This is a genomic window from Streptomyces sp. NPDC004065, from assembly GCF_044903565.1.
Classification (GTDB): Bacteria; Actinomycetota; Actinomycetes; order Streptomycetales; family Streptomycetaceae; genus Streptomyces.
In genome coordinates this window covers 87,094-109,590 of the sequence record NZ_JBJDQT010000015.1, presented here as the reverse complement: position 1 = coordinate 109,590, position 22,497 = coordinate 87,094, and the positions used below count along the sequence as shown (strand labels likewise).

Genomic DNA, 22,497 nt, shown 5'->3' with positions numbered 1-22,497 from the left:
GCCGGTGCGGCGGCGGGACGTGCCCGGACGCCAGGCCGGTGCGGCGGCGAGCGTCAGGTGGCCAGTACCTGGTCCGGCTCCCCGCTCTCGCGCCGCGGCTCCGTCAGCCGTACCCCCGGGCGCACCCGGTGGGCCGGGTCCCGCACCTCGCCGACCAGGAGTTCCAGTACGTCCTCCAGGGCGACCAGGCCCAGCACCCGGCCGGAGGCGTCCGCGACCTGGGCCAGGTGCGTCGCCGCCCGGCGCATCACCGTCAGGGCGTCGTCCAGCGGCAGCTCGGACCTGAGCGTGGTCATCGGGCGCCATATCCGCTGCGGCACGGCCCGGTCGGAGTCCTCCAGGTCGAGGACGTCCTTGACGTGCAGGTACCCCATGAAGGCGCCGCTCTCCGCGGCCACCGGGAAGCGCGAGTACCCCGTGCGCGCGGTGAGGGCGACGATCTCGCCCGGGGTCACCGACGGGCTGACGGTCACCAGCGCCTCGCGCCGCAGCAGCACATCGGTCACCGGCCGGGAGCCGAGCTCGAGCGCGTCCTCCAGACGCTCCTGCTCCTCGGGGTCGAGGAGCCCCGCCTGGCCGGAGTCCTCCACCAGCCGGTTGAGCTGCTCGCTGGTGAAGACGGCCTCGACCTCGTCCTTGGGCTCGACGCGGAAGAGCATCAGGATGCCCTTGGCGCAGGCGCCGAGCGCCACCGTGATGGGCCGGCACAGACGGGCGAAGGCGACCAGACCCGGGCCGAGCCACAGCGCGGCCTTCTCCGGGGCGGCCATCGCGAGGTTCTTCGGCACCATCTCGCCGATGACGAGGTGGAAGAAGACCACGGCCGCGAGGGCGACGACATAGCCGAGCGGGTGGACCATGCCGTGCGGCAGCCGGACCCACTCGAACACCGGCTCGAGCAGCTGGGCCACCGTCGGTTCGGCCACCGCGCCCAGGGTCAGGGAGCAGACGGTGATGCCGAACTGCGCGGCGGCCATCATCCGCGGCAGCCGCTCCAGACCGTGGATCACCTGGCGGGCCCGGGCCGTCCCGAGGGGCTCGATCTGGCTGCGGCGGACCGACACCAGGGCGAACTCCGCGCCGACGAAGAAGCCGTTGGCCAGTACCAGCAGCGCGGCGAAGAAGAGCTGGAGCACGCTCATCGGGAGGCCTCCACCGCGGTGGCGACGGCGCTGCCGGCGGGAGCGGTGCGCACCAGGCGGACCCGCTCGGCGCGGTAGTGCCCGACCTGGCGCACCGACAGCCGCCAGCCGGGCAGCTCGGCCCGGTCGCCGGGGGCGGGAATCCGGCCGAGCAGGTCGGCGACCAGACCGGCGACGGTCTCGTAGGGCCCCTCGGGGGCCTCCAGACCGATCCGCCTGAGCAGGTCGACGCGGCAGGCGCCGTCGGCGTCCCAGGCGGGGCGGCCGTCCTCGGGCGGGGCCGGGGCGAGCTCGGGCACGTCCTTGGCGTCGTGCTCGTCGCGGACCTCGCCGACGAGTTCCTCGACGATGTCCTCCAGGGTGACCACGCCCGCCGTGCCGCCGTACTCGTCGACGACGACCGCGATGGGCTGCTCGCTGCGCAGCTGGGCCAGCAGCGGCTGCACGGGCAGGGTCTCCGGCACGAGCAGCGCCGGGCGGGCGATGCGGCCGACGGGCGTGCGCAGCCGGTCGCGCGCCGGGACCGCCAGGGCGTCCTTGAGGTGGACCATCCCGACGACCTCGTCGATGCGCTCGTGGTAGACGGGGAAACGGGACAGGCCGGTGGCACGGGTGAGGTTGACCACGTCCTCGGCGGTCGCCGAGGACTGCAGGGCGCTGACCTTCACGCGCGGGGTCATGACGTGCTGTGCGGTCAGGTCGCCCAGGGACAGGGTGCGCACGAAGAGGTCGGCGGTGTCCTGTTCCAGGGCGCCGGCCTGCGCGGAGTGGCGGGCCAGCGAGACCAGCTCGCCGGGGGTGCGGGCGGAGGCCAGCTCCTCGGTGGGCTCGACGCCGACGGCGCGCACCAGCCGGTTGGCGACCGTGTTGAGCCCGGCGATCACCGGGCGGAACAGGCGTGCGAACAGGTGCTGGGGTCCGGCGACGAAACGCGCGACCTGCAGCGGCCGGGACACGGCCCAGTTCTTGGGTACGAGCTCGCCGACCACCATCTGCACCGCCGAGGCGAGCAGCATGCCGACGACCACGGCGACACCGGAGACGGCGCCCGCGGGCAGGCCGGTCGCGGCGAAGGGGCCGCGCAGCAGTTCGGCCAGCGCGGGCTCGGCGAGCATGCCGACGACGAGGGAGGTGATGGTGATGCCGAGCTGGGTGCCGGAGAGCTGGAAGGACAGCTCCTTGAGCGCTTCGACGACCGTACGGGCCCGCTTGTCGCCGTCCGCGGCGGCCTGCTCGGCGTCCGCGCGTTCCACGGTCACCAGGCCGAACTCGGCGGCCACGAAGAAGCCGTTGGCGAGGATCAGCAGGAAGGCAGCTGCCAGGAGCAGCAGGGGGATGGTCATGATGCCGCCGCCCGGGCGTGGGCGCGGGCCGCCGTGGGGCGGTGCGCGCTATGTCGGCAGGGGGCGGCGCAGGTACTGCAGGACGATCCGTCCATCGCCGGGGGGTGTCACTCCTCGGGTAGCAGGAACCCCTGGCGCCGGTCGGAGCCCAGGGGCGGAGGCGCAGCGAGTGGAGCCTCCGCCACCAGATTAATCAAGACACCGGTGTGTGCGGCAGGGCGGACGTCACGTGGGGGTCCGGGAATTCGGCCCCGCGGTTGACCCGGGGGCCGCTCGGGGTCAGCCCCGCGGTTCACCCGGGGACCGCTCGGGGTCGCCGATGGCGCGGGCCTCGACGAGCGCGCGCAGGGTCCGCGCGTCGGCGAGGGCCTGCCGCCTGGCGATGCCCGGCTGGATGCCGAGCGCGGGCAGGCTGGTGCCGTCGCTGAGGTTCAGGAACACCCAGGGATCGCCGGGACGCAGGTTGACCTGGACGATTTCCGCCCACTCCAGGGTGCGGCGGCCGGTGATGTTGACGACGGTGACGCCGGAGTCCTCGGCGACCACCTTCGGCCGGGCGAGCAGGAGCAGCACCCCGGACAGCAGGGCGGCGGTGACGACGAAGCTGACGCGCTCGCCGGGGCTCACCCCCTCCAGCAGCATCCCGACGGTGACGATCACCCCGAAGATCGCCACCGCGGCCGTGAGCAGTACCACACGGGTGGAGGCCGGCCGGAACGTGACCGGGAGCGCGGGGAGGTCGGGCAGGTCGGACATCTCTCGGTGTCCCTTTACAGTCGGCAGGCGTGGATGGCCGTGGTCAGGATGGCCCGGGCGCCGATGGCGTACAGGTCGTCCATGATGCGCTGGGCCTCCTTGGCCGGGACCATGGCGCGCACGGCGACCCAGCCCTCGTTGTGCAGCGGGGAGACCGTCGGGGACTCCAGCCCCGGGGTCAGCGCGACGGCCTTCTCCAGCTGCTCGACACGGCAGTCGTAGTCCATCATGACGTACGTGCGGGCCACCAGGACGCCCTGGAGGCGGCGCAGGAACTGCTGCACCTTGGGCTCCGCGCCGTCCGCGCCGGTGCGGCGGATCACGACGGCCTCGGACTTCATGATGGGCTCGCCGATGACCTCCAGACCGGCGTTGCGCAGCGAGGTGCCGGTCTCCACGACGTCCGCGATCACCTCGGCGACGCCGAGCTCGATGGCGGTCTCCACGGCGCCGTCGAGGTGGACGACGGAGGCGTCGACGCCGTTGTCGGCGAGGTGCTTGGCGACGATGCCCTCGTAGGAGGTGGCGACGGTCATCCCGTTCAGGTCCGCCACGCCGCCGGCCCTGCCGGGCTTGGTGGCGTAACGGAAGGTGGAGCGGGCGAAGCCGAGCGGGAGGATCTCCTCGGCGTTGGCGCCGGAGTCGACGAGCAGGTCGCGGCCGGTGATGCCGATGTCGAGGCGGCCGGAGGAGACGTAGATGGCGATGTCGCGGGGGCGGAGGTAGAAGAACTCGACCTCGTTCTCCGGGTCGACGATGCGCAGTTCCTTGGACTCCCGCCGCTGCTGGTAGCCGGCCTCATGCAGCATGTCCGCCGCAGGGCCGGAGAGTGAACCCTTGTTGGGGACGGCGATGCGCAGCATGAGGTCGGCTTCCTTCGTTCGTGCGGTGGTACGGCGTTCGGTGTGCGGGCGGATACTGCTACTGCTGCTACTGCTGTGCTACTGCTGCTCAGAGATGGGCGTAGACGTCGTCCAGGCCGATGCCGCGGGCGATCATCATCACCTGAACGTGGTACAGCAGCTGCGAGATCTCCTCGGCGGCCGCCTCCTTGCCCTCGTGCTCGGCGGCCATCCAGACCTCGGCGGCCTCTTCGACGACCTTCTTGCCGATGGCGTGGACCCCCTTCCCGACCAGCTCGGCGGTGCGGGAGGTCGCGGGGTCGCCGTGGGCGGCCTTCTGCTGGAGCTCGGCGAAGAGCTCCTCGAACGTCTTCTTGGACATGGTGTTCCCCACCCTACGCGCTCGGGCCGACTCCTCACCGCCAGGGTTCGGATACTGAACGCAGCGTGGCCGCGGTGGCGACCGCCGCGGTGACCGCCTCGTGGCCCTTGTCCTCGCTGGACCCCTCCAGGCCGGCCCGGTCCAGGGCCTGCTCCTCGGTGTCGCAGGTGAGCACCCCGAAGCCGACGGGGACGCCGGTGTCGACCGACACCTGGGTCAGGCCCTGGGTGACGCCCTGGCACACGTAGTCGAAGTGCGGGGTGCCGCCGCGGATGACGACGCCGAGGGCGACCACCGCGTCGTAGCCGCGGCCCGCCAGCACCTTGGCCACCACCGGCAGTTCGAAGCTGCCGGGGACCCTGAGCAGGGTGGGCTCGTCGATCCCCAGCTCGTGCAGGGCGCGCAGGGCGCCGTCCACCAGACCGTCCATCACCTTCTCGTGCCACTGCGCCGCCACGACGGCGACCCTGAGGTCCCCGACGTTCCGGACGGACAGTTCCGGTGCACCCTTGCCGCTCACGTTTCTCCTCAGTCGCTTTCTGTCCTACTGGTTGCCGCAGGTGGACACGGCGTTCGTGTCCAGCCAGGGCAGGTCGTGCCCCATCCGGTCCCGCTTGGTGCGCAGGTAGCGGAGGTTGTGCTCACCCGCCTGGACGGGCATCGGCTCGCGCCGGGTGACCTCGATGCCGTGGCGCAGCAGCGCCTCGGTCTTGTCGGGGTTGTTGGTCATCAGGCGGACGCTTGCGACCCCGAGGTCCTTCAGGATCTGCGCCCCGGCGCCGTAGTCGCGGGCGTCGGCGGGCAGGCCGAGTTCGAGGTTGGCGTCGAGGGTGTCCCGGCCGCGCTCCTGGAGTTCGTACGCCCGCAGCTTGGACATCAGGCCGATGCCGCGTCCCTCGTGACCGCGCAGATAGACCACCACTCCCCTGCCCTCCTGCTGGATGCGCTCCAGGGAGGCGTCCAGCTGGGGGCCGCAGTCGCAGCGCAGCGAGGAGAAGACGTCGCCGGTCAGGCACTCGGAGTGGACGCGGACCAGGACGTCGCGGCCGTCGCCGAGTTCGCCGTGCACGAGGGCGACGTGCTCGACGCCGTCGGCGGCGCGGTAGCCGTAGGCCGTGAAGACGCCGTGCGCGGTGGGCAGACGGACCTCGGCCTCGCGGCGGACGACGGGCGCGTGGGGAGCGGTCACGTCGGGGCGGGCGACGGGCTCGCTGGAGGGTTCCCGCTGCTCGGGCGGGGCCGGGCGCTCGGTGGAGCGGCGGTGGGCGATCAGGTCCTCGATGGAGATGATCGTCAGGCCGTGCTTGCGGGCGAAGACGACCAGTTCGGGCAGGCGCAGCATCCGGCCGTCCTCGCCGGCGATCTCGACGATCGCGCCGGCCGGGCGCAGCCCGGCGAGCCGGGCGAGGTCGACGGCGGCCTCGGTGTGGCCGTTGCGGACCAGCACGCCGCCGGTCCTGGCGCGCAGCGGGAAGACGTGGCCGGGGCGGACGAGGTCGCCCGGCTCGGCGCTGCCGCCCGCCAGCAGCCGCAGCGTGGTCGCCCGGTCGGAGGCGGAGATGCCGGTGGTGACGCCGTGGGCTGCCGAGGCGTCGACCGAGACCGTGAAGGCGGTCTTCATGGACTCGGTGTTGTCCTCGACCATCTGGGGGAGTTGGAGCCGGTCCAGTTCCGCGCCCTCCATGGGGGCGCAGATCAGGCCGCGGCACTCGCTCATCATGAAGGCGACGATCTCCTCGGTCGCCTTCTCGGCGGCGATGACGAGGTCGCCCTCGTTCTCGCGGTCCTCGTCGTCGACGACCACGACCGGTCGGCCGGCCGCGATGTCGGCGATGGCCTGCTCGATCGGGTCGAGCACGAGGTCCTCGACGTTGTCGGTGCTGTACAGGACGGGTGCCGCGGTCATGCGGGCGCTCCTTCCAGGACCGGCTGCGCGGCCCGGCGGGAGCGCAGCCACCAGTCGCGCATGCCCCACAGGACGAGCGCGCCGTAGATGACGTAGACGAAGCCGGAGAAGGCGAAGCCGTTGGCGAAGTTGAGGGGGACGCCGACGGCGTCCACGAGCAGCCAGGCGAACCAGAACTCGACCATGCCGCGCGCCTGCGCGTACATGGCGACGACGGTGCCGACGAAGATGTAGGCGTCGGGCCAGGGGTCCCAGGACAGCGACGGGTAGGCCTGGAACAGTCCGGCGACGGCGACCGTGCCGGCCGCGGCGGCGCCGAGCAGGGCGGCCCGCTCGCGCCAGGTGGCGAACCGTACGGCGATGTGGCCGTCCCCGGCGCCGCCCCTGCCGCGGTTCCACTGCCACCAGCCGTAGCCGGCGACGGCCATGACCACGATCTGCTTGCCGGCGCTGCCGGAGAGGTGGGCGGTGGCGAAGGCGCCGAACAGGATCAGTCCGGACAGGAACTGGGCGGGCCAGGTCCATATGGAGCGCCGCCAGCCGAAGGCCAGGGCGATCAGCCCGATCACGTTGCCGATCATGTCCGACCACTTGATGTGCTGGCCGAGGAGCGCGAAGGCCTCGGAGTTGAGCCAGTTCACTCGGCGGCCCCCCGCACCCGGTCGCCGGGCACCCGGTCGCCGGGCACCCGGTCGCCGAGCATCCGCTCGACGTACTTGGCGACGACGTCCACTTCGAGGTTGACCGGGTCGCCTGGCTGCTTGAGGCCGAGCGTGGTCAGGGCGAGGGTGGTGGGGATGAGGCTGACGGTGAAGTAGTCGGGGCCGGCCTCCACGACCGTGAGGCTGATGCCGTCGACGGTGATGGAGCCCTTCTCGACGACGTAGCGCGACAGGTCGGCGGGCAGGGAGATCCGCACGACCTCCCAGTGCTCGGAGGGGGTGCGCTCCAGGACCGTGCCGGTGCCGTCCACGTGCCCCTGCACGATGTGCCCGCCGAGGCGCGCGCCCACGGCCATCGGCCGCTCCAGGTTGACCCGGGAGCCGACCGTGAGGGCGCCGAGGCTGGAGCGCTTGAGGGTCTCGGCCATGACGTCGGCGGTGAACTCGTCGCCCTCGTGCTCCACGACGGTGAGACAGACCCCGTTCACGGCGATGGAGTCGCCGTGCCGCGCGCCCTCGGTGACGAGGGGGCCGCGGAGCCGGAAGCGGGCGGCGTCGCCGAGGTCCTCCACGGCGGTGATCTCGCCCAGCTCTTCGACGATTCCGGTGAACACTTCCCGGGTCCTCCTGCCTCTTCGGGCACGGACTCCGGGGCTGCCGACGACGGCAGAAGGTACGAGCGGGGACACTCCGCACGGCGCCGGACGGACACACCCCCGCGGGTGAGCCCACCATCGGCGGCGCGCACATGCGTGCCCGCTCGCCGCGCACTGCCTCCCATCCGGACTTTAACCGTCGGTCCAGGAATTTCACCTGGTCAACCGGCCGCTGGAAGCGACCGGGTCGCGGACTGTAACCGCCGGTTCGGAGTTTCACCGACCCCGGAGTGCGCTGCTACTGGTACAGGGCCAGTGTGCCACGCCCGGTCGGCATCCATACGGACGATCGGTGTGGGCTCGCTCACAGAGCGCATCCCCTGCGTCGCCTGCGTCGCCCGCGCCGCCTCCATCGTCCGCACCGCCTGGAGGCCCGGCGGCGGGCAAGGGCCGTCGTCACCGCCGCCGGACCGGTCTGCGAGCGCCAGATCGACAGTAAGTGGACTAGACCATACGGGTCAACAGGTACGTACCAGAAGCGGCTTGACGCTCGGGTGGCCCGAAATGCCGCCGCCGACTCGCCGGTTGGCGGCACGCCGTGCGACGAACGGGCTTTCCGCGCAAGCTGGATCCCGCACGGCCTCGCACGAAGGCCCGTGCGGAACCGGTCCGCTCCCCCGCGGGAGCCCCGACCACCGACGTCCGGAGGGACTGACAGATGACCACGATCCTGGTGACCGGCGGCACCGGCACGCTCGGCCGGCTCGTCGTCGAGCGGCTGCGCGCGGACGGCCACGAGGTACGCGTGCTCAGCAGGCACACCCCGCCGTACGCCGTCGATCTGCGCGAGGGCGGCCCGGCGCTGGACGCGGCGGTCGCGGGCGTCGAGACGATCGTGCACTGCGCGACCGCGCCGAAGGGCGACGAGGAGTCCGCCGCCCACCTGATCGCGGCGGCGCGCGGTGCCGGGGTGGCGCACCTGCTGTACATCTCCATCGTGGGAGTGGACCGGATTCCCTTCGGCTACTACGAGACGAAGTTCGCCGTGGAGCATCTCATCGAGCGGTCGGGGCTGGGCTGGACCGTGCTGCGCACCACGCAGTTCCACGACCTGGTGGCGAAGCTGCTCGGCACCCTGTGCCGTTCTCCCGTCGTCCCGCTCCCGGCGGGCGTGCGCGACCAGCCGATCGACGCGGCCGAAGTCGCCGCCCGCCTGGCGGAGTTGGCGGTGGCACCGCCCGCCGGCCGGGTGCCCGACATGGGCGGCCCCGAGGTCCGTACGTTCCCGTCCCTGGCCCGCTCCTACCTCAAGGCCACGGGCCGCCGCCGCCCCCTGCTGAACGTCCCCCTCCCCGGCCGCGCCTACCGGGCCTTCCGCCAGGGTCACCACCTGGCCCCGACGGAGGCGGTCGGCAAGCGCACGTTCGAGGAGTTCCTGAGAACACGGCCGCAGAGCAGCCGCCGGCCTTGAGGAGGGCGGGGCGCGGCCCCCGCCGGCGGGTGCAGGGGCGGAGCCCCGCGTGGGGTGCGGGGGCGGAGCCCGGCAGCCCGGGACCGGCCACCCCCGTGGTGCGGACGTGCCGTTGCTGTGGGCCGGGTCATGTCATGGCAGCCCGCCCGTCATCCAGTCGCTCATCCGTGGGAAGGGGGGTGGCACCGGATCCGGTGGCGGCTGCGGCGCCGGGCGCTGCCGGTGGGCCGGGCGGAGGCCGAAGAGGGATCCCGCGGCCTCCGCCAGCCCGGCCGCGCAGTGCGCGGCCTGCTCGGTGGGGACGTCGACCCGGCCCAGCGCACCGGCGAGGACGTCCTCCACCAGGTTCAGCCGCATGGCGATGCCGGCTGCACCGCCGCCGGGCGCGTGCGCCAGTGCCGTGAGTACTGCCTCGGCCCGGGTGCGGACCAGGCCGAGGGCCTCCCACCGGGACGGCTGCCGGGCGGGCGCGGTGACCGGCCCTCCTGGAGCCGGGACGCCCGCGGCGTCGCGGATCCGGCCCCCCACGGTTGAGTGCCATGGCGTCAAGGCGCCGTGCAGCTCGGCGAACAGACCGTCGAGGAAGGCCAGTAGTCCGGCCGCGCCGTCCGGTGGAACGTCCGCGGAGTGGGGCCTGCCGTCGCCGGATGCCCCGGTGAGCAGAGCCGTCCGCAGCGGGGCCAGGGTCTCGGCCGCCACTTCGGCCGCGGAGTGGCAGGCGTGGTCGGTGGGCATCACAGCCTCACCGCTGCGCCGGGTCGCCGCAGGGCGGCCCGTCCGGTGCGGACCGCGCCGCGAGGGCGAGGAACTCGGCCAGGTGGATGGCCTTCGCCCGGGAGCGGCGGCGGCGCAGGCCCTGCCGCACCTGGCGCAGACAGCCGGGGTTGACGGTCACCACGTAGTCGACGTCGGCCTCCTCGGCCTCGTCCAGCTTCGGTTCGAGTACCGTCTTGCTGTCCTCCGGCCTGAGCATCGCGTATGTGCCCGCCGCGCCGCAGCATGTGCCGGCGCTCGGCAGTTCCACGTAGTCGGCGACGGCGGCGATCAGCTCGCGGGGCGGGCGGGTGACGCCCAGGCCGTTGCGCAGGTGGCAGGAGTCCTGGAGCGCCACGCGCGCCCGGCGGCCGTTCACCGTCACCTGGCCGACGGGTCGGTGCCCCTTGGCGTCGAGGTACTCGCTCAGTTCCCGCACCCTGTCCCGGCCCAGGTGGTGTGCGAGGTGTGCCGCGCAGCCGCCCGCGGTGGTGAGGATGGTGCCCGGCAGCTGTTCGCCGAGTGTGCGGGCCAGTTCGGCGCCGGTCCCGGAGTCGCCGTTGTGCGCGTGGAGCGCTCCGCAGCAGCCCTGCCGGGCGGGCACGGTGATCTCCGGGCAGAGCTGCTGTGCGGCCCGGGACACCCCCGGGTACAGGCCGCGTTCGACGCAGCCGAGCATCAGCGACACCTGCGGTCCGGCCTCCTGCTGTCCGCAGGATTCGTCCGCGGGCGTCTCCGCGGGGTCGGGGCCGGTCGTCGCCGTCACAGGCGGCACCAGCGCGGACTTCGCCGTACCGCGCGCGTGTCGGCGCAGGAGCCCCTGGAGCCGTAGCAGACCCGGCCGGGACACCAGCGCCATCAGGGCGCGGGCGATCCACGGCCGGTTCGGCCCGCTCCACTGGTGGTCACGCCACTGCTCCAGCAGTTGTCCGTATTCCACGCCTGCCGGGCACACCGTTTCGCAGGCCCGGCAGCCCAGGCAGAACGACGACTCCTCGGCCAGGGTGGGGTCGTCGGGGGCGAGGTCGCCGGCCTCCAGCGCCCGCATCAGGGTGATACGGCCGCGTGGGGAGGAGGTCTCTTCGCCGGTCAGGGCGTACGTGGGGCAGGCGGGCAGGCAGAACCCGCAGGAGATGCAGCGGTCCAGCAGCTCCTTGTCGAAGATCCCCAGGGCCGGTCTCGGCCCGGGCGCGGGTGCGGGGGTGTGGCCGGTCGGGTCCACGAGGGGATGTTCGGTCATGATCCGAGCTTTCCGGGGTTGAGGATGCCTGCCGGGTCGAAGGCCCGCTTGATACGCCGCAGCAGGGCCATCTGGTCCTCTCCCAGCCGATCGGTGAGATACGGCAGTTTGGCGGCGCCGACCCCGTGCTCGCCGGTGATGGTGCCGTCGAGCGCGATGGCGGCCGCGAAGATCTCCGCGAACGCCTTGTGGGCGCGCCCGGCGCCGTCCGGGTCGTCCGGGTCCAGCACGCAGGTCGGGTGCAGGTTGCCGTCCCCGGCGTGGCCGAAGGTGGCGATCCGCAGGTCGTAGCGGTCGGCGATCTCGTCGATGCGGTCCACCATCTCGGCCATCCGGTGCCGTGGCACGGTGGCGTCCTCCAGGATCGTCAGCGAGCCGAGGCGGGACAGCGCGGGGAGCGAGCAGCGGCGCGCCGCGAGCAGCGCGTCGGCGCGGGCCACGTTCTCCGCGAGGGTGACCTCCAGAGCGCCCGTCTCCGCGCACACCTCCTGGATGCGGGCGAGGTTGCCGGACACGGTGGCCGGTGAGCCGTCGTCGCCGAAGATCAGCAGCGCGCCCGCGTCGCCGCGCAGGCCCAGCCCGGCGTACTCCTCGACCGCGGTGATGCACTTGCGGTCGAGGAACTCCAGCGTGGCGGGGACGATCCCGGCCGCGATGACGGCCGCCACGGCGCGGGAGGCGTCGGCGAGCGAGTCGAAGTACGCCACTCCCGTGCCGGTGTCCGCGGGTGCCGGGAGCAGGGCCACGGTGGCCTCGGTGATCACCGCGAGGGTGCCCTCGGAGCCGGTGAGCAGCCGGGTCAGGTCGTAGCCGGCGACGTCCTTCCACAGTCTGCCACCGGTGCGGATGATCTCACCGGTGGGCAGTACCGCCTCCAGGCCGAGCACATAGTTGCGGGTGACGCCGTACTTCAGGCCGCGCAGGCCGCCGGCGCAGGTGGCCACGTTGCCGCCGACCGTGGAGACGGTGCGGCTGCCCGGATCGGGGGCGTAGAGGAGCCCCTTGGCGGCCGCGGCGTCCGCGAGTGCCGCGGTGGTGACACCGGTCTGCACGCGGGCCAGCAGCTCCTCGGAGCTGATCTCCAGCAGCTTGTCCATCCGGGTCAGCACCAGCACGATGCCTCCTTCCAGCGGGACGGTGCCGGCGCACAGGTTGGAGCCGGCGCCCCGCGGCACCACGGGGATGCCCCGGGCGGTGGCGTACCGCAGCACGGCCGCCACCTCCTCGGTGCCGGCCGGCAGCACCACGGCCTGCGGGCGCGCGGTGAACAGCGGGGTGGCGTCGCGGGCGTAGGCGGCGAGTGCGCCGTCGTCCACCCGGACGTGGCCGTCCCCGACGATGGCCGCCAGGTCCCTGGCCAGATCGGTTCCGGTCGGCATCAGCCCACCACCATCCAGCCGAGGACCGAGGTGGACTGCAGGTAGATGAGGACGCAGATCGCGGCCAGCAGGCCGAGGCCCCAGCCGACCACCTTGCGGAACAGTTCGCCCTCGCGGCCCTCCAGGCCGACGACCGCGGCGGCGATGGCCAGGTTCTGCGGGGAGATCATCTTGCCGAGTACACCGCCGGTGGTGTTGGCGGCGCTCAGCAGGTAGGGGGAGATGCCGGTCTGTTGGGCCGCGGTGACCTGGAGCATGCCGAACAGGGAGTTGGAGGACGTGTCGGAGCCGGTCACGGCGACACCCAGCCAGCCGGCGATGGGAGAGAGCAGGGCGAAGGCGCCGCCCGCCTGTGCCAGGAACAGGCCGAGGGTGACGGTCTGGCCCGACAGGTTCATCACGTAGGCCAGGGCGAGCACCGCCATGACGGTGACGATGGTCCAGCGGAACTGCCGCACGGTGTCCACGTAGGAACCGGCCGCGCGGCGGACCCCGATGCCGTAGAGCAGGGCGGTGAGCACGCCGGCCAGGAGGAGGACTGTTCCGCCCGCGTTGAAGATGTTGAAGTTGAAGGTCAGCGAGGACAGCGGCTCGCCCTTGGCGTTGACCACGTCCAGGCCCGGCCAGGCGAACTTCCAGCCCGAATGCGCCTCCAGCCAGGTCTTGACGGGACCCGAGGTGGCCAGCGCGAAGAGGGCGACCACGATCAGGTAGGGCGCGAAGGCCTTCAGCGCGGAGCCCTCACCGGTCTGCCGGCGTCGCAGCACCGCGTCCGAGGCGCCGGTGGCGACGGACCCGCCGGCGATGACCGGAATGCTCCGCTCTGCGGCCAGCACCTCCGAGGGCTGCCACACGCGCAGCATCGCCACCACCGCCAGCGCGCCCGCGAAGGCGGCCACGATGTCGGCGATCTCGTACGACAGGTAGTTCGCGGTGACGAACTGGGCGCCGGCGAAGGCGAAACCGCCCGCCACGGCGACCGGCCAGGTCTGCCGCACACCCCGTCGCCCGTCCACCATGAACACCAGGATCAAGGGCACGAACATCGCGAGCAGCGGGGTCTGACGGCCCACCATCGCGCCGAGATCGGCCGCGTCCAGGCCGGTGATCTTGGCCAGGGTGGTGATCGGGATGGCGATGGCGCCGAAGGCCACGGGTGCGGTGTTGGCGACCAGGGAGACGGCGGCGGCCTTCATCGGGCGCAGTCCTACGGCCATCAGCATCACCGAGGAGACCGCGACCGGGGTGCCGAAACCGGCCAGTGCCTCGAGCAGAGCACCGAAGCAGAAGGCGATGATCACGGCCTGGACGCGCTGGTCGCCGGAGAGCGATCCGAACGCACGGCGCAGGACCGCGTCCCAGCCGGTGATCTCGGTCATCTTGTAGATCCACAGTGCGTTCAGCACGATGAAGACGATCGGGAAAAGGCCGAACACCGCGCCCTCGCTCGCCGCGAGCGCGGCCTGGCCGATGGGCATCGAGTAGGCCAGGACGGCCACCGCCAGGGCGGCGGCCAGCGAGACGAGCGAGGCCTTCCAGGCCTTCCAGCGCAACCCGCCGAGCAGCACGAAGAGCGTGACCAGGGGAAGCGCTGCGCACACGGCGCTCCACCCGAGAGAGTCCCCTACGGGGTTGAAGATCTGTTGGTAACCGGCCATGAAAGCGTCCTTGCCTCGTCCGTCGCCATTGTGTGACCCCCGTCACCCCTGCCAGCTGGGTTGGTAGATTGTCAGACAATCGCTCATGGCTGTCAATGGATCGCGCAAGACAGCGTGAGAGAATGCCGGGCGTTCCTTGTGGAGGTGTTCATGGCTCAGGACGCCGCTCTCCGGCTGTCCACTGTCTCCGTCGTCGACGCGCTCGCCGCATCCCTGCGCAGCCGGGTACTCGACGGACGGCTCGTCTCCGGCACCACGTTCGCGGAGACCGAGATCGCCGCCGAGTACGGCGTCTCCCGGCCCACGGCCCGCAGCGCGGTGACCGCGCTGGTCCACGAGGGGCTGCTCCAGCGGGAAGCGAACAAACCCGCCTATGTGCCGCAGCTTACGCGCGCCGACGTCGACGACCTGTTCCTCGTGCGGATTCCGCTGGAGACGCAGGTGGTCAGGGTGCTGGTCGAGAGCGGCGCCGTGCCGGTGACCGCGGCGGAGGGGGCCATAGCGGATCTGGACCGGCTCGGACCCGAAACGTCGCACAGTGCGTTCGTGGAGTCCGACCTGCGCTTCCACCAGTCACTCGTGGACGCGGTCGGCAGCCCCCGGCTCAGCCGGCTGTACCGCGGCATCCAGGGCGAGGTGCACCTGTGCATGGTGCAGACCCGGCACACGCTGGGGCGGGAGCGCATCGTCGCCGAGCACAGCGGGGTACTGGAAGCACTGCGGGCCGGGGACGCGCAGGAGGCGGAGCGCCGGATGCGCGAGCACCTGGACGGCGCCCGCCGCTCGCTCCAGCGGCTCTTCGAGGAGAATGGCGACTGACCGCCGGGCGCGGGGGCGGTGACCCGAACCACTCCCGCCTTCCCGCCTTGGCCACGCGGCCCCATCCCTATCGCTTGCCGTCGGCATCCGCCGTCTTGAAGACTCGCCGCAGCGAGCGGCAGGCTCCGTCCAGGTGCGCCCGCATGCGGTCGGCCGCCTGACCGGCGTTTCCGGCCCGCAGCGCCTCGAGTATCCGGCCGTGCTCGGCGACGATGCGTTCGCGTCCCAGGGTGTGCCGGGTCTGGACCATGCACAGATGTACTTCGCCCTTGATGCCCCGATACAGCCGGCTGAGCCGGGGGCTGGCGACGGCGTCGACCAAGGACTGGTGGAAACGCAGGTCCGGTTCGACAAAGGCGCTGTGCGGCGCGTCGTCCTCGAGCCGGTCCAGATCCGTGATGGCACGCTCGGCGGCACCCACCGGAATGGTGCCGCGCTCAACCAGGACCCGTACCACCTCCGTTTCCAAGGGGGTGCGGACCAGGAAGACGTCCTCGACGTCTGCGGAGGTCAAGCGGGGAACGTAGGCGGCTTTGTTGGCTTCGCGGTGCAGGAGCCCCTCGTACACCAGGGCGGTGATGGCGCTGCGGGCCGTGGGGCGGGACACCCCGTACTCGTTGGCGATCTCGGTCTCGGCGAGGGTCGTGCCAGGAAGGAGTTGCCCGTCGAGCACCCGGTCGTGCAGTGATGCGGCGAGCGCCTCGACGACCGAGATGGTGGGCAGCCTGAGCGTGGCGTCCTGGGCCATGGAACAACCTCCGTGGCCATTGTCCCATATGTCAGGTCAGAGGCATTGACAGACAACAGCTCATTGTCTGACGATCCAGTCGTAGCTGTCTGAAGGTTGAACGGGGTCCGCGAAGAACGTCTGCAGGGACAGAAGGAACTCGCCATGGCCAACTCCCCGTGCGATGTCGCCACCTTGCCGTCAGGCCGGCTGGACATCGCGCACCGCACACCGCACCCGTCCTGGTCGCGCCGGTGATCCAGGGACGCATCATGACCAGGTCGAACGAAGATGTGACCGCCCGCTCCGGATGGATGCCGACCGAGGTCGCCGAAGAGGTCTTCCCGTTGCCGCGCATCCTTGAGGCGCTTGCCGCGGTACGCCGCCGTGTCCGCGGCGTCCTGATCGATTGGGACCTTTCGCCGGATGTCGCGGACGACGCCCTCCTCGTGGTCTCGGAGATGATCACGAACGCGGTCACGCACGCTCTCTCGCCGGCTCTCCTGCGGCTGTCCCGCGTCAAGGGTGATGGCTGCCGCATCCTGCGTATCGAAGTCACCGACGCCGGCCCGGCGGCACAGTCCCGGCAAGGGGGCCGCGACACCCTGCCGGAAGAGCACGGCCGAGGCAGCGCGATTGTTGCCGCTCTGTCTTTTCGGTGCGGCGCCCGCATCCATCCAGGCGGGGTCACTCGATGGGCGGATCTCCGCGTGAGATGAGCAGACCTCGTGGCGCGGCGACAGCGCCGTCGCATTGGGGGGCTGGGCTGTCGGGGGCTTCCCCCGAGGCGCGGCCGGCCTGCCGGAACACCGCGAGACGGGCCTCACGCGCCCCCGACCAGCGTGTCCTGCTGCCGGCGTCACCCCGGCGCCCAATGACGGCCACGCACCGCACATGGGCAGGGGGTGCAGCCCCCGTGGGGGCGCAGCCCCGCCGTGGGGTCCGGAGCGGAGCCCCGGGGGGTGCAGGGGCGGAGCCCCATGGGGGCAACTCCTCGCCCCAGCGAGTCGGGCGGGCCGGACGGGGCAAAGGGGGTGCGGGGGGGCGCAGCCCCCCAGGGTCCGGGGCGGAGCCCCAGGGACGGTGCCGCCACAGCCCGGGGCCCGGGGCGGAGCCCCGGGGTACGTAACAGGGCCCCGCCCTAAAGAATCCCGCCGCCAGGCGGCCGGTACAGCTCCTCCTGCACCCGCTCCCGCACCATCAGCCCCGCCCCCCGCACCACCGCACCCCCACCCAGGGCACTCGCCAGCACCTCCGTCCGCAACGGCGACATCCTCCGCAGCCGTTCCGCCACGCGTGCCGCGAGCACGTCCCCGCCGGCCTGCCCCACCTCCCCGCCCAGCACCACGCAGCCGGGGTCCAGCACCGCCACCACCGAGGCGACACCGAGCGCGAACCGGTCGGCGAGCACATCGAGGAACCGCCCCGCCTCCCCCCGGGGCCCCGCCTCCCCCCGGGACCCCGCCGCCTCCCGCCGCACCGCCTCCCGCACCGCCTCCGCCGCGGCCACCTCCGGCCGGCGCCCGCCGTCGACCCCGGTCAGCCCGTGCTCGTGCGCGAGTCGCACCACCGCCGCCGCCCCGGCCAGCGAGTGGAAGCCGCCCGCGCAGTCCGTGGCCGAGGGCAGCCCCGCCGTGCCCGGCACCGGCAGGAAGCCGATCTCGCCCGTACCGCCGGAGGCCCCGCGGCGCAGGGTGCCGTCCAGCACCACCGCCGCCCCCGTGCCGCGCCCGAGCCACAGCAGCACGAAGGTGTCCCGCTCCCGCGCGGCCCCCTCGCGCTGTTCGGCCAGGGCGGCCAGATTCGTCTCGTTCTCCACCACGACGCGGGCGCGCGGCAGCCTCTCCTGGAGTGCGGCCACCAGCCGCCGGTGCCACTCGGGCAGCCCGGTGGAGTCGCGCAGTTCGCCGGTGGCCGGGTCGATCAGGCCGGGCGCCCCGATGCCCACCATCCGCAGCCGCTCGGCTCCCGCCTCCTTGGTCACCCGCTCCACCAGCGCGACGGCCTGCTCCACCGCCGGCCCGGTCCCGGTGTCCTCGTCGATCGGCACGGAGGCCGCGGCCAGTTCCCGGCCGAGCAGGTCGGTCACGGTGACGGCGACGCCCTCGGTGCGGACGTCGAGGGCGGCCAGGTGGGCGCGGTCGGCGACGATGCCGTACAGCCGGGCGTTGGGGCCGCGCCGCTGCGCGCCGGACTCGCCGACGACGGTGATCAGCCCGGAGGCCGTCAGGCGTTCCACCAGGTCGGCGACGGTCGGCCGGGACAAGCCGGTGAGCTGCTTCAACTGCCCCGCCGTCAACGGTCCTTCCTGCCGCAGCAGGCGCAGGGCGAGCCGGTCGTTGATGGCCCGGGCGGTGCTCGGGGATGCGGGCATGCCGGGAATCCTCCCAGATCCGGGCCGCGGGTCGGACGGCCGTCATCCCTGTCCATCAGGAAGGGTCCCTGATAGTTTACTCCGGCAGCGAGGAGCGGACATTCCCAGGACGTTCCCATACTGACCCCCACTGACTTCCACCGGCCCCAGGCCATCACCGACCCCCAACCCCACCGACCCCAGGAGGGCCACCATGAGCGCAGTGGTCCACACGCAGCGCGACGTGCGGCGCGCCCGGTACGCCGTGGCGGCCGTCTTCGCCGTGCACGGCGCCGTCACCGGTTCGTTCGCCACCCGCGTGCCGTGGATCCAGGACCACGCCTCGGTCGGTGCGGGCCGGCTGGGACTGGCCTTGGCCTTCCCCGCCCTCGGCGCGTCCCTGGCCATGCCGCTCGCGGGAGGCGTCAGCCACCGCTTCGGCGCCCGGACCGCGCTGCGCGGCCTGCTCGCCCTGTGGACCCTCTCCCTGGTCCTGCCGGCCCTCGCCCCCAACCTGCTCACCCTCTGTCTGGCCCTGTTCGTCTACGGCGCCACGGCCGGGATGGCCGACGTCGCGATGAACGCCCTGGGCGTGGAGGTGGAGAACCGGCTCGGCCGCTCGATCATGTCCGGTCTGCACGGGATGTGGAGCGCGGGCGCCCTGGTGGGTTCGGCGGCCGGCACCCTCGCCGCCCACCTCGGCTCGGACGCCCGGCTGCACCACGCCCTGGCCGCCGCCGTGCTGACCGTGCTCGGCCTGGTCGCCTGCACCTGGGTGCTCGACCTGCAGCCCGCCGAGGACGAGGAGCCGCCGCCGCGGTTCGCGCTGCCGCCGAAGTCGGCGCTGCTGATCGGCGCGATCGGGTTCTGCGCGGTGTTCGCGGAGGGCGCCGCCCTGGACTGGTCGGCGGTCTATCTGCGCCGGCAGCTGGAGACCTCGGCGGGTCTCGCGGCGGCCTGTACGACCGGCTTCACCCTCACCATGGCCGTCGCCCGGATCGCGGGCGACCGGGTGGTGGACCGCTTCGGCTCGGTGCGCACGGTGCGGGCGAGCGGTGTCCTGGCCGTGCTGGGCGGCCTGCTCGTCGTCCTCGGGGGCCGTCCGGCGTTGGCGATGACCGGTTTCGCGCTGATGGGCCTGGGCATCGCGGTCGTCGTGCCGCTGTGCTTCGCGGCGGCGGGCCGCAGCGGGCCGAACCCGAGCCAGGCCATCGCGGGCGTCGCCACCATCACCTACACCTCGGGCCTGGTCGCACCGAGCGCGATCGGCGGGCTGGCCCAGGCGACCAGCCTGGTCGTGTCGTTCGGCCTGGTCACCCTGCTGGCGTGCGGTCTCGCCCTGTTCGCGGGGGTGCTGCGGGCGGGCGACCGCGACCGCCCGCGGGTCACCGCGCCGGCCGCAGCAGTTCCCGGCCCGCGGCCCTGAACTCCTCGCTCCACGGCGCGGGGCGCAGGGTCGCCGCATCCAGCCGGACCAGGACCCGGGTGCCGTGCGCGTAGGTCAGCGCGCCGTCGGCCGAGCAGAAGCGGAAGCCGTACGTCAGACCGGTGGTGCCGAGCCGTTCCAGCCACAGGTGCACGGCGTACTCGCCCGGCCGGGTCACCGGCGCCTCGTAGGTGATCCGCAGTTCCTTGACGGCGTTGCAGGCGTCGCCGGCTGCGGCCCAGTCGCCCTCGAAGTGGAACCCGTGCTCCCGCCACAGCTCCGCCCAGGCCCGCTCGACCATCAGCGGGTAGCGGGCGTTGTGCAGCAGCCCGAGCGCGTCGAGGTCGTCGAAGTGGACGGCGACGGGGATCAGCCTGCCGTGCGAGAGGGCGGGGGCGGCGGGTGCTTCGGCGGTCACGGCGGAACTCCTGGACGTGCTGACGGGTGAGCGGACGGACCTCCTCATCCTAAGCGGACGCTCAGCACCGTCCCCGCGAGCGGGCGGGAGCAGCCAGGCAGGCGGGGCGGAGCCGCCAGGCAAGCGGGGCGGAGCCGCCAGGCAAGCGGGGCGGAGCCGCCAGGCAAGCGGGGCGGAGCCGCCAGGCAAGCGGGGCGGAGCCGCCAGGCAGGCGGGGCGGAGCCGCCAGGCAAGCGGGGCGGGAGCAGCCAGGCGAACCGCGTTCACATCCCCGACCGTGCGTACGGAGGACCGCCAGGTACCCGCGACAATGGTGCGGACAGTCTTCACGTACAGAGAAAGTGAAACCCCACATGGACCTCGGCGTGCGCTGGAAGCTGCACGGTGACGGGCGGACGCCCGCACCCGGAGCGGTGGTCCGGCCCGACGAACGGCTCTCCTGGCCCCGCACGGTCGGACTCGGCGCCCAGCACGTGGTCGCAATGTTCGGCGCGTCCTTCGTGGCGCCCGTTCTGATGGGCCTCGATCCCAACCTCGCGATCATGATGTCGGGCGTCGCCACCGTGATCTTCCTGCTCGCCACCCGCGGCCGGGTGCCCAGCTATCTGGGCTGCTCGCTGTCGTTCGTGGGCGTCGCCGCGGTCATCCGGGCACAGGGCGGCACGAGTGCGACGGTGACCGGCGCGGTCTTCGTCGTGGGGGTCGCGCTGTTCCTGGTCGGCCTCGCCGTGCAGCGCTTCGGGGCGCGGATCATCCACGCCGCGATGCCCCCGGTCGTCACCGGCGCCGTGGTCATGCTGATCGGCTTCAACCTGGCGCCGGTCACCGCGACCACCTACTGGCCGCAGGACCAGTGGACGGCCCTGCTGGTGATGCTGTTCACCGGTCTGGCGGTCGTCTGCCTGCGGGGCTTCTGGTCCCGGATCGCCATCTTCCTGGGCCTGGTCTTCGGCTACGCCCTCTCCTGGGTCCTCGACCACACCCTGGGGAAGATCCACTCCGTGGACGCGAGCGGCAGGCTCACCGACCACTGGCGGCTGGACCTGTCCGCGGTGGGCCGGGCGGACTGGATCGGGCTGCCGTCCTTCCACGGACCGTCCTTCCAGTGGTCGGCGATCCTGGTCGCGCTGCCCGTGGTCATCGCGCTGGTCGCGGAGAACGCGGGCCATGTGAAGGCGGTCGGCGAGATGACCGGCGACCCGCTGGACGACAAGCTGGGCACGGCGATCTCGGCCGACGGCGTCGCCTCCATGCTGTCGACCGCGGTGGGCGGCCCGCCCAACACCACCTACTCCGAGAACATCGGCGTGATGGCCGCGACCCGCGTCTACTCGACCGCCGCCTACTGGGCCGCAGCCGGCTTCGCGCTGCTGTTCGGTGTGTGCCCCAAGTTCGGGGCGGTGGTGGCCGCGATCCCGGGCGGTGTCCTCGGCGGCATCACGGTGATCCTCTACGGCATGATCGGCCTGCTCGGCGCCCAGATCTGGATCACCGCCGGGGTCGACCTGCGCAACCCGCTGAACCTGGTGCCGGCCGCGGCGGGCATCATCATCGGCGTCGGCAACGTCACCATGAAGTTCACCGACACCTTCTCCCTCAGCGGCATCGCGCTCGGCACCCTCGTCGTGATCACCGGCTACCACGTGCTGCGCACCTTCGCCCCCGCCCACCTCAAGGGCCGGGAGCCCCTGCTGGACGAGGGCACCTCGTCCTACGACGAGGACACCCCCGGCACCCGGCGCACCCGGCCCTGACCGCCCGCACCCGGCCGTGAGCGCCCGCCCCGGCGCACGGCCCGGCCCGTGCGCCGGGGCCCGGAGTTCCCCCTTTCCGGGGAAGCACCGGGCCCGTCGGCCCACGGGCCGGGCCCGGCCTGGGACCCTGCCCCCATGGGGCAATCGGCACAACTCACCCACACCCCGGGCACCCCGGGCACGGCGGACGCCGCCGACGCCATCGGGGCCGTCGGGGCCGTCGTCGCGCGGATGCGCGCGCTCGACGCCTCACTGCCCGAGCGGGACGGCGTCGCGGTGTTCAACCGCGTCTACCTCGCCGTCACCGAGGCGGTCGAGCGCCGGCTGTGCGAGGGCCGGTTCCCGGACGCGCGGGCCGCGGCCGCGCTCGACGTGCGGTTCGCCGAGCGGTATCTCGCCGCCGTCGACGACGCGGCGCGGGGGCGGCGCCCGCCGGCCTGCTGGCGGCCGCTGCTCCAGCTTCGCCGCCATCCCGGAGTACGGCCGCTGCAGTTCGCGCTGGCCGGCGTCAACGCGCACATCGGGCACGACCTGGCCCTCGCCGTGGTCGACGCCTGCCGCGCCCTGGAGTGCGAACCGGCCGATCTTGAGGACGAGTTCGACACCGTCGGCGATCTGCTCGCCTCGCTCGAGGAGCGCGTCCGCGAGGACCTCATGCCGGGCCCCGACCTGCTCCAGATCGCCGACCCGCTCACCCATCTGCTCGGTGCGTGGAGCCTGGAGCGCGCCCGGGAGGCATCCTGGTCGGCGGCGCGCGCACTGTGGGCGCTGCGCCGCGTGCCCGGCCTGGCCGAGGAGTTCACCGAGCGGCTGGACGCCGCCGTGGGCTTCGCCGGGCGCATGCTGCTGACCCCGCTGCCGCACTGACAA

At 72.9% G+C, this 22,497-nt stretch carries 22 protein-coding genes and 1 riboswitch; of the genes, 6 read left to right on the top strand and 16 right to left on the bottom strand.

Translation table 11 applies throughout. From position 1 onward, the window contains the following. Positions 1 to 53: 53 nt before the first annotated feature. From ACI2LW_RS17995 to ACI2LW_RS17955, 9 genes are all read right to left on the bottom strand, one after another. The gene (locus ACI2LW_RS17995; protein ID WP_404732163.1) at positions 54 to 1,142 is read right to left on the bottom strand and encodes a hemolysin family protein; all 1,089 of its coding nucleotides are present in this window, start codon (positions 1,140 to 1,142) and stop codon (positions 54 to 56) included. After that, positions 1,139 to 2,485: a hemolysin family protein gene (locus ACI2LW_RS17990; RefSeq protein WP_404732162.1), complete on the bottom strand. Its 1,347-nt coding sequence runs from the start codon at positions 2,483 to 2,485 to the stop codon at positions 1,139 to 1,141. Before ACI2LW_RS17990 ends, ACI2LW_RS17995 begins: the two co-directional genes overlap by 4 nt. 279 nt (positions 2,486 to 2,764) lie before the next feature. Then, entirely contained in the window at positions 2,765 to 3,241 is a 477-nt protein-coding gene (locus tag ACI2LW_RS17985) for a PH domain-containing protein (protein ID WP_404732161.1), read from the bottom strand. Positions 3,242 to 3,255: 14 nt separating this feature from the next. Further along, positions 3,256 to 4,104 carry an ATP phosphoribosyltransferase gene (hisG, locus tag ACI2LW_RS17980; protein WP_404732160.1) on the bottom strand — a complete coding sequence of 283 codons (849 nt, stop codon included), beginning with the start codon at positions 4,102 to 4,104 and terminating at the stop codon, positions 3,256 to 3,258. A gap of 88 nt (positions 4,105 to 4,192) precedes the next feature. Then, entirely contained in the window at positions 4,193 to 4,465 is a 273-nt protein-coding gene (locus tag ACI2LW_RS17975; RefSeq protein WP_404732159.1) for a phosphoribosyl-ATP diphosphatase, read from the bottom strand. 34 nt (positions 4,466 to 4,499) lie between these two features. Continuing rightward, positions 4,500 to 4,985 (bottom strand): 6,7-dimethyl-8-ribityllumazine synthase, encoded by a 486-nt coding sequence (ribH, locus tag ACI2LW_RS17970; RefSeq protein ID WP_404732158.1) that lies wholly within the window; start codon positions 4,983 to 4,985, stop codon positions 4,500 to 4,502. A 24-nt stretch (positions 4,986 to 5,009) separates the two neighbouring features. Further along, the gene (gene ribA / locus ACI2LW_RS17965; RefSeq protein ID WP_404732157.1) at positions 5,010 to 6,371 is read right to left on the bottom strand and encodes a GTP cyclohydrolase II; all 1,362 of its coding nucleotides are present in this window, start codon (positions 6,369 to 6,371) and stop codon (positions 5,010 to 5,012) included. After that, the gene (locus ACI2LW_RS17960) at positions 6,368 to 7,012 is read right to left on the bottom strand and encodes a nicotinamide riboside transporter PnuC (RefSeq protein ID WP_404732156.1); all 645 of its coding nucleotides are present in this window, start codon (positions 7,010 to 7,012) and stop codon (positions 6,368 to 6,370) included. The genes ribA and ACI2LW_RS17960 overlap by 4 nt, the downstream gene beginning before the upstream one ends. Beyond that, positions 7,009 to 7,647, bottom strand: a complete 639-nt coding sequence (locus tag ACI2LW_RS17955; RefSeq protein WP_404732155.1) for a riboflavin synthase — start codon at positions 7,645 to 7,647, stop codon at positions 7,009 to 7,011. Before ACI2LW_RS17955 ends, ACI2LW_RS17960 begins: the two co-directional genes overlap by 4 nt. Before the next feature lie 149 nt (positions 7,648 to 7,796). After that, positions 7,797 to 7,927: riboswitch (FMN riboswitch) on the bottom strand. Positions 7,928 to 8,347: 420 nt separating this feature from the next. On the opposite strand from ACI2LW_RS17955, the gene ACI2LW_RS17950 reads away from it, so the two are divergent. Beyond that, the gene (locus ACI2LW_RS17950) at positions 8,348 to 9,100 is read left to right on the top strand and encodes an SDR family oxidoreductase (protein ID WP_404732154.1); all 753 of its coding nucleotides are present in this window, start codon (positions 8,348 to 8,350) and stop codon (positions 9,098 to 9,100) included. 132 nt (positions 9,101 to 9,232) lie between these two features. Here the strand turns inward: ACI2LW_RS17950 and ACI2LW_RS17945 are convergent, their stop codons facing one another. Genes ACI2LW_RS17945 through ACI2LW_RS17930 form a run of 4 tightly spaced genes read right to left on the bottom strand, consistent with a single transcriptional unit; the run spans position 9,233 to position 14,130 of the window. Next, on the bottom strand, positions 9,233 to 9,835 hold the full coding sequence (locus ACI2LW_RS17945) for a hypothetical protein (protein ID WP_404732153.1): 603 nt from the start codon (positions 9,833 to 9,835) through the stop codon (positions 9,233 to 9,235). A 7-nt stretch (positions 9,836 to 9,842) separates the two neighbouring features. Next, positions 9,843 to 11,093, bottom strand: a complete 1,251-nt coding sequence (locus ACI2LW_RS17940) for a (Fe-S)-binding protein (RefSeq protein WP_404732152.1) — start codon at positions 11,091 to 11,093, stop codon at positions 9,843 to 9,845. Further along, positions 11,090 to 12,472, bottom strand: coding sequence for an FAD-binding oxidoreductase (locus ACI2LW_RS17935; protein ID WP_404732151.1), 1,383 nt, complete (start codon positions 12,470 to 12,472; stop codon positions 11,090 to 11,092). The genes ACI2LW_RS17940 and ACI2LW_RS17935 overlap by 4 nt, the downstream gene beginning before the upstream one ends. Continuing rightward, positions 12,472 to 14,130 carry an L-lactate permease gene (locus tag ACI2LW_RS17930; RefSeq protein ID WP_404732150.1) on the bottom strand — a complete coding sequence of 553 codons (1,659 nt, stop codon included), beginning with the start codon at positions 14,128 to 14,130 and terminating at the stop codon, positions 12,472 to 12,474. Before ACI2LW_RS17930 ends, ACI2LW_RS17935 begins: the two co-directional genes overlap by 1 nt. Before the next feature lie 150 nt (positions 14,131 to 14,280). Between ACI2LW_RS17930 and ACI2LW_RS17925 the strand changes: the two genes are divergently transcribed. Then, entirely contained in the window at positions 14,281 to 14,949 is a 669-nt protein-coding gene (locus ACI2LW_RS17925) for a GntR family transcriptional regulator (protein ID WP_404732149.1), read from the top strand. A gap of 67 nt (positions 14,950 to 15,016) precedes the next feature. Here the strand turns inward: ACI2LW_RS17925 and ACI2LW_RS17920 are convergent, their stop codons facing one another. Continuing rightward, positions 15,017 to 15,697 (bottom strand): GntR family transcriptional regulator, encoded by a 681-nt coding sequence (locus ACI2LW_RS17920; protein WP_404732148.1) that lies wholly within the window; start codon positions 15,695 to 15,697, stop codon positions 15,017 to 15,019. A gap of 251 nt (positions 15,698 to 15,948) precedes the next feature. On the opposite strand from ACI2LW_RS17920, the gene ACI2LW_RS17915 reads away from it, so the two are divergent. Beyond that, positions 15,949 to 16,395, top strand: a complete 447-nt coding sequence (locus ACI2LW_RS17915; protein WP_404732147.1) for an ATP-binding protein — start codon at positions 15,949 to 15,951, stop codon at positions 16,393 to 16,395. A 422-nt stretch (positions 16,396 to 16,817) separates the two neighbouring features. On the opposite strand, the gene ACI2LW_RS17910 is transcribed toward ACI2LW_RS17915, so the two are convergent. Continuing rightward, positions 16,818 to 18,050, bottom strand: a complete 1,233-nt coding sequence (locus ACI2LW_RS17910; RefSeq protein ID WP_404732146.1) for an ROK family transcriptional regulator — start codon at positions 18,048 to 18,050, stop codon at positions 16,818 to 16,820. Between the two features lie 193 nt (positions 18,051 to 18,243). On the opposite strand from ACI2LW_RS17910, the gene ACI2LW_RS17905 reads away from it, so the two are divergent. Beyond that, complete coding sequence (locus tag ACI2LW_RS17905; RefSeq protein WP_404732145.1) at positions 18,244 to 19,455, top strand: MFS transporter; 1,212 nt, start codon at positions 18,244 to 18,246, stop codon at positions 19,453 to 19,455. Here ACI2LW_RS17905 and ACI2LW_RS17900 read toward each other — a convergent pair. After that, a complete protein-coding gene (locus ACI2LW_RS17900) occupies positions 19,415 to 19,873 on the bottom strand; it encodes an acyl-CoA thioesterase (RefSeq protein ID WP_404732144.1) in 459 nt (152 codons plus the stop codon). The two genes, ACI2LW_RS17905 and ACI2LW_RS17900, sit on opposite strands and share 41 nt — an antisense overlap. A gap of 353 nt (positions 19,874 to 20,226) precedes the next feature. Here ACI2LW_RS17900 and ACI2LW_RS17895 point away from each other — a divergent pair, with 353 nt between their 5' ends. Both ACI2LW_RS17895 and ACI2LW_RS17890 read left to right on the top strand, forming a co-directional pair. Next, positions 20,227 to 21,627, top strand: coding sequence for a uracil-xanthine permease family protein (locus ACI2LW_RS17895; protein ID WP_404732143.1), 1,401 nt, complete (start codon positions 20,227 to 20,229; stop codon positions 21,625 to 21,627). Between the two features lie 135 nt (positions 21,628 to 21,762). Continuing rightward, positions 21,763 to 22,494: a DUF5995 family protein gene (locus tag ACI2LW_RS17890; RefSeq protein ID WP_404732142.1), complete on the top strand. Its 732-nt coding sequence runs from the start codon at positions 21,763 to 21,765 to the stop codon at positions 22,492 to 22,494. The last annotated feature ends 3 nt before the right edge of the window (positions 22,495 to 22,497 follow it).